Source organism: uncultured Tenacibaculum sp., from assembly GCF_947494125.1.
Lineage (GTDB): Bacteria > Bacteroidota > Bacteroidia > Flavobacteriales > Flavobacteriaceae > Polaribacter.
In genome coordinates this window covers 257,767-270,331 of record NZ_CANLTU010000002.1, presented here as the reverse complement: position 1 = coordinate 270,331, position 12,565 = coordinate 257,767, and the positions used below count along the sequence as shown (strand labels likewise).

The window sequence follows — 12,565 nt, the reverse complement described above, 5'->3', positions numbered from 1 at the left end:
TTACAGCATCTTAAACCTATACATGTTAATAATAATTTATACAAATTAATTTAAGTGGTCTTTTACATTATAATAAATTCTAAAACATAATAAAATGAAAAAATACGTCATTTATGTTATCATATTGGCTATTGGACTTCTATTAGGTAGTCTTATTTTCAATAATGAAAATAAAAAATATATGCATAATCATAATGCTATAACAACATCTAAACAATTTTGGACTTGCTCAATGCACCCGCAAATTATGCAATCTGAACCAGGTGATTGTCCTATTTGTGGTATGGATTTAATTCCTGCTGAAGTTGGTGCTGATGGCTTAGCTGTAGATCAGTTTAAATTGACTAAAAATGCAATGGCATTAGCAAATATTCTAACCTCAATTGTTGGTAATGGAGAAACTGAAAATAATAGTATTAAACTTTCAGGAAAAATTAGCGCTAACGAAGAAGAAAATGCAATTCAAGTAAGCTATTTTTCTGGTAGAATAGAACAGTTAAACATCAATTTTACTGGAGAAAAGGTGCGTAAGGGACAATTATTAGCTACCATATATTCACCGGAGTTATTTGCTGCTCAGCAAGAATTATTAACAGCTTCATCATTAAAAGGATCTCAGCCTGCATTGTATAAAGCTGTTCGTAATAAATTAAAGTTATGGAAATTATCAGAAAATCAAATAAATCAGATTGAAACTTCAAAAATAGTCAAGCAAAACTTTCCAATTTACGCAACGATTTCTGGAACAGTAAGTGAAAAACTAGTAGAACTAGGTCAATCTATAAAACAAGGTCAGCCATTATTTAAAATAGCAAATTTAAATACGGTTTGGGCGAATTTTGATGTTTATGAAAACCAAATTAGCTTATTTAAAAAAGGTCAAAAAATTTCTGTAATATCCAATGCATATCCAAATAAAAAAATTGAAGCAAAAATTTCATTTATAGATCCAGTTTTAAACACACAAACTAGAACTACTACTTTAAGAGCTGTTTTAAAAAACGAAAAAGATATGTTTAAACCAGGAATGTTTATAGAAGGAACTGTTGAAAATATTATCTCTAATAAAAAGCAAATATTGAATATCCCTTCTTCTGCTATTTTATGGACAGGAAAAAAATCTGTGGTGTATTTAAAACCTAATCCAAGCGAGCCAATTTTTGAAATGAAGGAAATAAAATTAGGCAATTCATTAGGGAAAAACTATGAGGTGTTAGCAGGTTTAAAACTAGGTGATGAAATTGTAACTAATGGAGCTTTTACTGTTGATGCAGCTGCTCAACTACAAGGTAAAAAATCGATGATGAATAAAACTGGAAGCCAAACAATGACAGGACATCAAGAACATTTTGGTATAAAAGCGCCAAATAATAAAATGGATAGTCATTTGAAAATGAAGAAAAGAATAAAAGTTTCTCCAAAATTTCAAAACCAGTTAAAAATAGTATTTAATGATTATATAAATTTAAAAGATGTATTAATTACTGATGATTCAGATAATGTAATAAACAGCGCAAAGAAATTATTAGCAAATCTGAATTTAATGGACATGAAATTATTACCTCGCGATAATTCTGAAAAATGGATTAAATTGAAAAAAGAAATTATATCATCTACAAATTCAATTATAAAAACCAGAAATCTAAACGAACAAAAGAAGCACTTTAAGCATTTATCTTCTCAATTAATAATAATGATTCAAGTATTTGGCATTAATCAAAAAATATATAGCCAGTTTTGCCCAATGGCTGATGATAACTCAGGAGCTTTTTGGTTAAGTATAAAAGAAAATGTAGTTAATCCTTATTTTGGAGGAACCATGTTAACTTGCGGTAGCGTTAAAGAAATTATAGAATAATTAATTGTTCTATAATTTAAATAAAAAATAAAAACTTATTGTTATTTGATAAATAAGTATTATATTTGCACCACTTAAGAGACGTCTTAAGTTCTTTTTCATAGCAATTTTCCCACTCAATTTTATTGAGTGGGTTCTTTTTTTTATAACAGTTTTGAAAACTCTTACGACCAATAATTATCTTCAACTATAAAGATTTGCTTCTCACCTATACTTTAATTCTCTTTACCTAATTATAAAAAAACAGACTCTTTCTTATAGTTACTTTTACTGTATAATTAAAACATTGATATAAATAAAATATTAAAATATATATTTTGGGGGAGTGAATAGAAAAGAAGTGTCTGAAATGATAACTTCTTTTCTCTTTTTTAATAATCTCTAACTTCAAATTAAATAAGGATTTACCTTACTTATATTACGGTTTTATGAAGCTATTCTTACTCTTTTTTACATAAGTTTGAGGAACTTAAAATTTCTCATTATGTTAAAAAATATTTCAAACTTAGGTTCTATTTTAAATAAATCAGAACAAAAAACTATTAAAGGTGGCTTTTGGCCAACAAATGAAGAAGAGTGTCTTAGATGTGGAGGTGAATGGGGAGGTATCTTATGTGCACTTCCAATGGATTCTGTCTGTCTATAAAAATAAAAGCGAACCTAGGTTCGCTTTTATTTTTAATTATACGTTATATAGCCTTTGTTTATAATGTTTTCTTAAATAAAAACAAATCTAATAGTGATGACATTAACCTTCATTTTTAAGATGATGACGATCGTGATGACTTTTTTTATTTTGATTAACTCTTTTTATTCTTAATTCCCCTTTTACTTGAAGTAACTTACATTTCATCTAAACCTTCTTTCAATTCACCTAATTATTATCTCAATAAATCTAATATCCTATTACCTTTATCTACGTATAGAGTTTGAGGGGCTCTATATAAAGTTTAAAACGATTATTGAAAAGAAGTATCTTTGGGGAGAGATTACTTCTTTTCTTTATATATACTATTATTTATAACAGGTAAAATACATTTATATTTTCTACTTTATCATAAGTTTCTTCCCGTTCACCTAGTCTAAAAAACCCTTTAACTAACATTTCTTTTTTCTAATCAAATTCTCTCTAAATTTAAATTATAAGTTTGGTTTTATTATTCCCTTGTGTATGGGCTCCTTAGGGAGCCTTTTATTATGTGTAGTATTTTTGAATATAAAATTTATGCTCAAAATAGCTACTTCACTTACACTTCATTCTACATTTTATTTAATCTACATCATACATTTGTATAGTAATTAATTCACCCCTTAAATAGTTAATTATAATATAGATTATCGAATTGTAAACTTACCCCCGGCTAAAATTTTGATAATTTATTTTATTTTCCATAATTGGATGTGTGCTCCTTCGGGAGCTTTTTTTTACTTCGTTTGTAAAAAAATGTATTTCATCTTTACGAATGCTTTACTCATCTAATTAAAAAAAATCACATTCTAATCTATAGTATCTTTGATTTATAATTAAAAGTTTTTTCTTTTTTATTATAAACAATTTGATTGATTAGTTAGTTATAAGAAGAGGAGTTTTCAAAATGATAACTTCTTTTCTTTTTTCTAAAAATTAAAAGTTTTTTAGCTTTGAAATCAGTTTACTTTAAAGCCTTAAGTAGTATGCTTACTGTTTTCTTTCGTTGAATTTTTTTTGTTTCTGTTTCTATAAACTTATCTATAAAATAGATTTCCTTCGGTATTTCATATTTAGAAAATTCTTTTACATTATCAAGAGTAATTTTTTTCTTTTTACCTTCAATAATTAAAATTAATTTCTCTCCTAAAATTGTATCCGATACCCCAGTTACAAAAAAACGCTCTTGAATTATTTTTGATAACTTCTCCTCTATTCTTTCTGGATGTAATTTTATCCCACCAGAATTAATTACATTATCAAAACGTCCCAACCATTCAAATTCTGTATTAGATTCTAGTTTAACTACATCGTTTGTTATTATTATCTCGTCTGTTACTCTTGATGCTTCAATTACCAAACAGTTACGTGAATCTTGCGTGAATTTTACATTTGGAAGTGCCTTGTATATAGAACTTTCAACTTTACTTGAAGTGTTACTAATTTGATTGAGTTTTTTTACTGCTACATGTGTAATAGTTTCAGTCATTCCATAAGTAGCATATATTTTTGTAGGCTTCTTTTGAATAATATTAACTAAATCATTTGAAACCACTCCTCCTCCAACAATTAAGGTATCTATTTTTGACAACTCTTTTAAAGAATTTCTTAATTGAAGTGGAACCATCGCTGAAAAATCATATTCCTTTTTTAACTCCTCTAAAGGATTTGAAACTGGTAACACTACATCTATTTCCCAACCCAATGTTAAAGCTCTTATCAACATCATTTTCCCTGCTATATAATCGGTTGATAAACATAATAATGCTGTGGCACCTTCTTTTAACTTAAAAAATGCTCCTGTAGCTATCGCTGAGTTCTTCATAAACTCTTTTTTAAGCTTGATAGGTTTTGGTGTTCCTGTAGACCCTGATGTTTGTACTATTACATAATCATTGGTATTAAACCAATCGTTTAAAAAACGATATAATGATTCTGAGATTTCTTTTGAATAAACTAGCAAATCATTTTCTTCAGAAAACGATTTTCCATTTAATTTAAAACTGCTATGAAAACTAGTATTCTTCAATAGCTAATGGTTTTCTATTTTACCAAACAATTTTTCTTTCCAGTTTCCCCAACCATATTTCTTTGAAAACAACACTAACATTAATGGATACAACACAAAAACTGGTAAAAACATTTCTATTCCTACCGATGGTTCTGAAGTATCTATAAACAAAGCATCAGTTTGAAAAACAGTCCAGTCTGTAGTTACTAAAAAAGCTGCTACAATATTATTTATAGCATGTAAGCCTAAAGCGAGTTCGGTTCCTTCATCCATTAAAGTGGTTATTCCAAAAAAGAACCCTGTTCCTATATAAAATACCATTGAAATATACCCTAATTTTTCAACTTCTGGATTTGCTCCATGTAATAAACCAAACGCTACTGATGTGATTATTAAAGGCATCCATCTATTTTTAAACCAAGTTCCAATTCCTTGCATCAAGTAACCTCTAAACAATAATTCTTCAAAGCTTGTTTGCAATGGTAAAAACAAAAAAGATACTGCTACTAAAGTAAAAAATGGTATTGGTTTAAAATTCCAAGTATAACTTTCTGGTTCTAAAAAAACACCTAATGATATTACTATTACTGCAACTATTCCCCAAGTAATAAATCCGAACCAAAAACGTTTCCAATCAATTTTATCTCTACTTGTAACAAGTGTTTTAATTGCTCTCTTATGTATATATTTTACGGCATATAATAAGGATACCAAACCTATTGCAAACATTACGATCATCATAAATAAAAACAAGTTTTTATTTATTCCTAAACTCATAAAATTATCATTAGCTGCACTGGCAAACTCACTCATATTTTCAGCATGCAATACTGCTGTTATAGCCAAAGGTATTACCCCTATAAATTGCCAACAAAACAATACTAAAAATAGTACTGCTAAGTAATAAAACCAATCATTTCTTCCTTTATAAGCTTGTTGTATAAAATTCATCTTTATAAATTAAATTTCCATTCTTTTTTACTATTGTATCCTAAACTTCCATTTATTACTTCCAATGGACTTTCAAAATTATTAGTAAATAAACTTCCTGTTCCTAATCCTTGTGGTAATTTATTTTGTAAAATATACGTCCATTGTGCTATTGCGTTTAAACCTATATTACTTTCTAATGCTGATGTTATCCAATTATCTGCATTGTATTTTTTTGTTATTGAAATCCATTCTTCACTTCCTTTAAAGCCTCCTACTAAACTAGGCTTTAAAATAATATACTGTGGCTGTATTGTTTCAATACATTTTTCTTTTTCTTCTTTTGAAAAAACTCCAATTAACTCTTCATCTAACGCTATTGCTAAGGGTGTTTTTTCACACAAGTTTGCCATTTCTTGCCATTGTCCTTGCTTTATAGGTTGTTCTATAGAATGCATTTCTAATTCTGACAATTGTTTTAATTTCTCTAATGCATTATTTGGACTAAAAGCTCCATTTGCATCCACTCGTAATTCTATTTCTTCTGATGAAAATTCTTTTCTTATCGATTTCAACAATTCTATTTCTGTGTTAAAATCAATAGCTCCAATTTTCATTTTAATTGTTGTAAAACCTCGCTGTAACTTCTCTTTTATTTGTTGTTGCATAAAAGTTTTATCTCCCATCCAAATTAATCCATTTATAGAAATATTTTCTTTTCCTTGGCTAAATTTTGATGGAAATAATTCAAATGGATTACTTCCTTTTAATGATAAAAATGCTTGCTCTAACCCAAATTGAATTGATGGAAAGTTTGTCATTTCAACCAATAAAGATTCTAAGCCTAAATGAATGTTTTTACAAACCCATTGGAGTTTTTCTTCATAATCTGGTCTGTCATCTATACTTAAGCCTCTAAACAGACCACATTCGCCAATTCCTTTTTTTTCTCCTTCTGATACTATTAAGAACCATGTTTCTTTGGTTCTTAAAATTCCTCGTGAAGTTCCACTAGCTTGCTTAAAATTCAGAATATATTTATGGTACGTTGCTGTTATCAATTTTTCTCCACTTCTTTTTTAAATCGGTTCATATAACTTAAACTTAAATCTTTAAGTGATCCTTTAAAATAAGGAAATAAACACCCCATAATATATGACTTACTGTTTACAGTACAATTTTGCACCATTTTTGTAGTGTTACCATTTGCTATAAAGTTATAATCATCAATTTTAATCATTTGATCTGAATCAAATTGAAAAGTCATTTTTTTATTCTGAACAAAATCAGTTATTTTTTCTATCATCACAATTTCTTGCCCTTGATTAGTAACTACCATTTTATAGGTACTACCAATAACCCCTTCTTTTACTTCAATTGGCTCTATAGATTTAATTTCTGGCAACCATTTTTTCATCAACTCCACATTCTGAAAATCTTCAAAAACCTTTTCTATAGGTTTTTCAATTTCAATCTCTGCTGTATATTTTACGTCTGTAACTATTAATCCTGTTAATAAAAACACGATTATTAACGTGGTTACAACTCCTAAAACTATTTTTACTGCTTTCATATTTCTCATAAAGTCAATGATTTTCCTATTTCTAAAATAGTTAATTCTTTATTTGCTTTTGCAAACTTATTTTTAGCTTCTTCGGTGTTTATTTCAATTGGCGGAAACGTATTAAAATGACACCCTATAATTTTGTTACACTCTACTAAATTACTTGCAATTATAGCATCTTCTACTCCCATTGTAAAGTTATCTCCGATTGGGAAAATTGCAGCTGATAACTTTGTAGTCATGGGTATTAGTTTCATATCCATAGTAACTGCTGTATCTCCTGCTATGTATAATGATTTTTCTTCATTAGATATTACAAAACCACCTGGTTGCCCTCCATAACTCCCATCTGGGAAAGATGATGTATGCACTGCATTTACATATTTTGCTGAAAAAGTCTCAGTTTTAAATGTACCTCCATGGTTTACTGGGTGTCCTTTTAAATTCTTAGCTCCGTAATGCATTACAATTTCATAATTAGATACAATGATTGCTCCGGTACGTTCTGCTATTACTTCAACATCTAATATATGATCTTGATGTGCATGCGTAAGTAAAATATAATCGGCTTTTAGATCCTCTATATTAATATGCGATGCTAATGGATTTCCAGTTATAAATGGGTCTACTAATACATGTGTTCCGTTGATTTCTATTCCAAAACATGCATGTCCGTAAAATATAATATTCATAATAATATTCTGAAGTTAGTTTATAGGCAATTTACAAAACTTGACCTAGTCCGAAAAGTATTGAAAATAAAAAAGTGCTTAGTGCTACCTTTTTTAATTCTCCATCTAATAATGCTTCTTCTTTATTTTTATACACAAAAAACACATGTTTTAGTATTGGTAAATATGCTATAATGAATAAAAATTGAAATGATGATTGATATTTTAATAATACATATACTACTGCAAACAAAAATGATCCAAAAATTAAAAAATAATGATAGTTTTTTGCTACACTAGCTCCCATCTTTACTACTAAAGTATTTTTTCCTGATTTTGCATCGTTTACTCTATCTCGCATATTATTTAAGTTCAATACTGCTGTACTTAGCAAACCTACTGTAAATGCTGGTAAAAAAATTGTAAAATTAAGTTCTTTAGTATATAAAAAATAGGTTCCTACAACGGCAAGTAAGCCAAAAAAAACAAACACAAAAATGTCTCCTAAACCACTATAACCATAAGCAGATTTACCTACTGTATATTTTATAGCTGCTACTATTGAAGCTATCCCTAGCCCTAAGAAAATTGTTGAAAATAAAAAATTATCTTTTCCAAAAGCTTCATAAATAAGCAACAAGGCAATTACTAATGTTATGGATCCAGTTACAATCATTGCCATTTTCATTTGTTTTGGTGTAATAGCTCCTGATGATACCATACGTGCTTCTCCTTCTCTATTATCATCCGTTCCTTTTATTCCATCGCCATAATCATTTGCAAAATTGGATAATACTTGAAAACCTATGGTTGTTAAAATGGCTAGCCAGAAAACTGAACTTGTAATTACAGGGAAATACATTCTAAGCCCCCCTAATGACAAATGATAATCATAATTTCCTAAAGAAGCTCCTACAATAATACCTGATACTGATAATGGTAAAGTTCTTAAACGTGCTGCTTTTATATAGTTTTTAATCATTCTTTAAAAATAAGATTCCCGCTTTCGCGGGAATAACTATTTAAATATATTTTGTTTTATAAATTATTTGCTTCTGCTATTAATTCTGCAATATCTTTCACTACAACCTGGTCTTCTTTTAGCTTAAATTTTACTCCATCTGTCATCATTGTATTACAATACGGGCAGCCTGTAGCAATAATTTGTGGATTTGTTTCTAAAGCATCCTCTGTTCGTAACACATTAATATCCATAGCACCTTTTTCTGGTTCCTTGAACATTTGTGCTCCTCCAGCTCCACAACATAAGGCAGTAGATTTATGGCGCTTCATTTCTGTCATTTTAACTCCTAACTTACGAATTAACTCTCTTGGGCTTTCGTATACATCATTCGCTCTTCCTAAGTAGCAAGGATCATGGTATGTTAAGCGTTTTCCTTTTAAATTAGCATCGTCTATAGATAAACGTCCTTCTTGTATTAATTTACTAATATATTGTGTGTGATGATATACTTCGTAATTTCCTCCTAATCCTGGATATTCGTTTTTTAACGTATTGAATGAATGAGGATCGCAAGTAACTATTGTTTTTACTTCGTATGCATTTAATACTTCGATATTGGTTACTGCTTGCATTTGGAATAGAAACTCATTTCCTGCTCGCTTTGCAGCATCTCCTGTAGAGCTTTCTTCAGTACCCAACACAGCAAAATCAACATTTGCCTTTTCCAATATTTTTACAAACGCTTTGGATATTTTTTTTGCTCTATCATCATAACTTCCTGCTGCTCCAACCCAAAATAATACTTCTGGTTGTTTTCCTTGAGCCATCATATCTGCCATTGTTGGTACGTTCATAATTTTATATTGTTTTATTGTTGATATGCTTCTTTTTGTTTCCTTTTTAATAGATTAATCTATTCGTCTTTCCAGTTTAATCTATCTTGTTGACTATACTGCCAAGGTGCTCCGTTATTTTCAATATTCGTCATCATCATATTTAACTCTTGTGGAGCTGCTGATTCTTCCATTACCAAATAACGACGCATTTCCATAATAATTGATAACGGATCTATTCCTATTGGACATTCTTGCACACATGCATTACAACTTGTACATGCCCATAACTCTTCTGGAGAAATATAATCGTTTAATAATTGTTTACCATCGTCTTTAAACTCTCCTCCGTTTTCATCGATATTCTTTCCTACTTCTTCTAAACGGTCACGTGTATCCATCATTATCTTACGAGGCGATAATTCTTTTCCTGTTAAATTTGCTGGACATGATGATGTACAACGACCACATTCTGTACATGTATACGCATTCATTAACTGCACCCAGTTTAAATCTGTTACATCAGATGCCCCAAATTTTGCTGGTTCTTCATCTTCTGCTCCTTCTTCTGGCATTGCATATGGATCTGCATCTGGATCCATCATCATTTTTACCTCCTTTGTAACTGCTTCTAAATTATTAAACTGCCCTTTAGGCTTTAAGTTTGCATAAAATGTATTAGGAAATGCTAATAAAATGTGTAAATGCTTTGAGTAATATAAATAATTTAAGAAAATTAATATTCCTACTATATGTACCCACCAAGCTGTTTTTTCAATGGTATGTAAAGTTTCATGAGAATATCCATCAAACCAAGGTGCTATAAACTGAGATATTACGTTTCCTGCTCCTGCTTCTTGAAAATTAACATCTGTTGCATTCATTATTAAAAATAATGACATTAAAACCATTTCAAAATACAAAATAATATTACCATCGTTTTTAGGCCAACCTGTCATTTCTTTGCTCCAAAAACGCTTCACTTTTTCTATATTTCTTCGCAACCAAAAAATAACTACTGCTACAAATACTAAAGCTGCTAACACTTCAAAATTACCGATTAAAAAACCATAAATTGCATCTCCTAAAATTGGTTGAAAAACACGATGTGTTCCAAACAATCCGTCGATAACAATTTCTAACATTTCTATATTGATTAAAATAAAACCAACATAAACTACTATATGTAATATCCCTGATAGTGGGCGACGTACCATTTTATATTGACCTAAAGCTATTTTTGCCATATTTTTCCAACGCTCAGGCTTTCGATCTGTTCTATCAATATCTTTTCCTAATTTAATGTTTCGGATAAGCTTTCTAACATTCATTACAAAATATCCTAATCCCGCTATTAAAATAAGTGCAAAAAAGATGTTTGGTACGTAATTTTCCATTTGTTTAGTTAATTGATTTTATTGATGACTCCAGTTTTCTTCTTCTTCTGAATTATTTGGTGATAATCCTAAAATATCTCCTTCTGTTGAAACTCCTAATCCTAAAACGGTTCTATTAGCATAGTTAAAGTAACTTACTACTTGATTTATTTCTAATACTTCTCCGTCTGTTAATCCTTTTTCTGTAAGTTTTTCTATATCTAACTTTGTTAACTTATGTGCTTCTTTGGTTAACTTTTCAGCATATTTAAGTCCTTCAGAAAACTTCTCTATTAAATTAGATCCGTATTTTTTGGCTATTAACGATTCTTTTATTTCACTTGCCTTTGCATCATTATCTAACAGCCTTTTTAAACCCTCGTAATGATGATCGACACAGTAATCGCAGTTGTTTAAAAAACTAACAAATACGCCTATTGTTTCTAAATACCATTTTGGTAATGTATTATTACTATTATGCAATACATTTTTATACAAAGACATATGCCCTGTCATTGTATGTGGCCGTAAACCATGTACCATCATAATGTTATCTACATTATTACTTGGTCCTGTAACTTTTTGGTAAAGTCTTTTTAACTTACCTTGAGCTTCATTAAAAGGAATAATTTTAATCCAACTCATTATTTAGAACTTACACTTTTTGTATTACTTTCTTCCTTGTATGGTTTTGGCTTTTTACCAAATAATGAAAAATGTACAAATCGTTTAGGATTCAACTTCATTTCTCTTAATAACTCTTCCATTTCCTTAGATGCATTGGTTAAGTTTGTATACATCTTATCATCTGTCATTAATTTCCCTAGAGTACCCTTACCTGCCTTCATATTAGCTAGAAGACCATTTACGTTCATTAATGTAGTTTCTAGTTTTTTTACAGTCTCTCCTAAATTAGCCTTAACTAAACCTTCTGAAACTTTTGAAAAATTACTTGTAATTTTTTTAGCGTTGATTAAAGTAGAATCTAGATTAACTTTATTATCTGCTAATAAATTATTTACTGATAACAATGTTTTTCTAACATCAGAAATAGTCCCCTCTAATCCAAGAATACTACGATTTAAACTTTTACGTGATTTTTGATCAAGAACTTGATTCATCCCTATCAATAATGAATCTGCACCTACTAATACATTTTCTAATTTTGCTTGAATCGGATTTAGCTTCTCTCCTACTGAAGAAAAAATATCTGACTCTACTTCTCCTTTTAAATAATCTCCAGAAACTGCTGTTTCTCCATCATATTTAGGTACAATTGCTAAGTTTTGCCCTCCCATTAAGCTAGCCGAATATATTTTAGCTACACTGTTTTTTGAAAATTTAAAATCGTTTTCTAAAGATATTTTTACAATTAAATTACCTTTTTTATTAGATTTTGAATTAAATGAGATTTCATCAACTTTACCTACTTTCAAGCCATTAATGGTAACTAAACTTGCAGTATTAAGTCCATTAATATTTTTATATTCTACAAAAAAGTGCCTACTATTTGCACTGAATAAATCTTGCCCCTTTAAAAAATTATATCCCCATATAAATAAAGCTATAATTATTACTGTAACAATTCCTGTTTTAAGTTCCTTAGACATATATAGTATAATTATACCAGCGAAAATACTAATTATTTTGAGAGTATATAGCTAGATTTC

Annotated in this window: 12 protein-coding genes; 2 read left to right on the top strand and 10 right to left on the bottom strand. The window is 29.3% G+C overall.

Annotation, left to right across the window (positions count from 1 at the left end; all coding sequences use genetic code 11):
* Positions 1 to 94 precede the first annotated feature (94 nt).
* Positions 95 to 1,858, top strand: coding sequence for an efflux RND transporter periplasmic adaptor subunit (locus tag Q0881_RS04670; protein ID WP_299157305.1), 1,764 nt, complete (start codon positions 95 to 97; stop codon positions 1,856 to 1,858).
* 484 nt (positions 1,859 to 2,342) lie between these two features.
* Positions 2,343 to 2,504 (top strand): hypothetical protein, encoded by a 162-nt coding sequence (locus tag Q0881_RS04665; protein ID WP_299157304.1) that lies wholly within the window; start codon positions 2,343 to 2,345, stop codon positions 2,502 to 2,504.
* Positions 2,505 to 3,510: 1,006 nt separating this feature from the next.
* On the opposite strand, the gene Q0881_RS04660 is transcribed toward Q0881_RS04665, so the two are convergent.
* From Q0881_RS04660 to Q0881_RS04615, 10 genes are read right to left on the bottom strand one after another with little or no spacing between them, the layout of a single operon-like run.
* A complete protein-coding gene (locus Q0881_RS04660) occupies positions 3,511 to 4,575 on the bottom strand; it encodes an AMP-binding protein (protein WP_299157303.1) in 1,065 nt (354 codons plus the stop codon).
* Between the two features lie 3 nt (positions 4,576 to 4,578).
* On the bottom strand, positions 4,579 to 5,508 hold the full coding sequence (locus Q0881_RS04655; RefSeq protein WP_299157302.1) for a CPBP family intramembrane glutamic endopeptidase: 930 nt from the start codon (positions 5,506 to 5,508) through the stop codon (positions 4,579 to 4,581).
* A gap of 2 nt (positions 5,509 to 5,510) precedes the next feature.
* Entirely contained in the window at positions 5,511 to 6,548 is a 1,038-nt protein-coding gene (locus Q0881_RS04650) for an o-succinylbenzoate synthase (protein WP_299157301.1), read from the bottom strand.
* Positions 6,545 to 7,069 carry an SRPBCC family protein gene (locus tag Q0881_RS04645; RefSeq protein ID WP_299157300.1) on the bottom strand — a complete coding sequence of 175 codons (525 nt, stop codon included), beginning with the start codon at positions 7,067 to 7,069 and terminating at the stop codon, positions 6,545 to 6,547. Before Q0881_RS04645 ends, Q0881_RS04650 begins: the two co-directional genes overlap by 4 nt.
* Entirely contained in the window at positions 7,066 to 7,743 is a 678-nt protein-coding gene (locus Q0881_RS04640) for a metal-dependent hydrolase (RefSeq protein WP_299157299.1), read from the bottom strand. The genes Q0881_RS04645 and Q0881_RS04640 overlap by 4 nt, the downstream gene beginning before the upstream one ends.
* A gap of 31 nt (positions 7,744 to 7,774) precedes the next feature.
* A complete protein-coding gene (gene menA / locus Q0881_RS04635) occupies positions 7,775 to 8,704 on the bottom strand; it encodes a 1,4-dihydroxy-2-naphthoate octaprenyltransferase (protein WP_299157298.1) in 930 nt (309 codons plus the stop codon).
* 56 nt (positions 8,705 to 8,760) lie between these two features.
* A complete protein-coding gene (locus tag Q0881_RS04630) occupies positions 8,761 to 9,540 on the bottom strand; it encodes a (Fe-S)-binding protein (protein ID WP_299157297.1) in 780 nt (259 codons plus the stop codon).
* 59 nt (positions 9,541 to 9,599) lie between these two features.
* A complete protein-coding gene (locus Q0881_RS04625; protein ID WP_299157296.1) occupies positions 9,600 to 10,916 on the bottom strand; it encodes a 4Fe-4S dicluster domain-containing protein in 1,317 nt (438 codons plus the stop codon).
* An 18-nt stretch (positions 10,917 to 10,934) separates the two neighbouring features.
* Positions 10,935 to 11,540, bottom strand: a complete 606-nt coding sequence (locus tag Q0881_RS04620) for a peroxidase-related enzyme (protein WP_299157295.1) — start codon at positions 11,538 to 11,540, stop codon at positions 10,935 to 10,937.
* Positions 11,540 to 12,505, bottom strand: a complete 966-nt coding sequence (locus Q0881_RS04615) for an MlaD family protein (protein WP_299157294.1) — start codon at positions 12,503 to 12,505, stop codon at positions 11,540 to 11,542. The genes Q0881_RS04620 and Q0881_RS04615 overlap by 1 nt, the downstream gene beginning before the upstream one ends.
* Positions 12,506 to 12,565 lie beyond the last annotated feature (60 nt).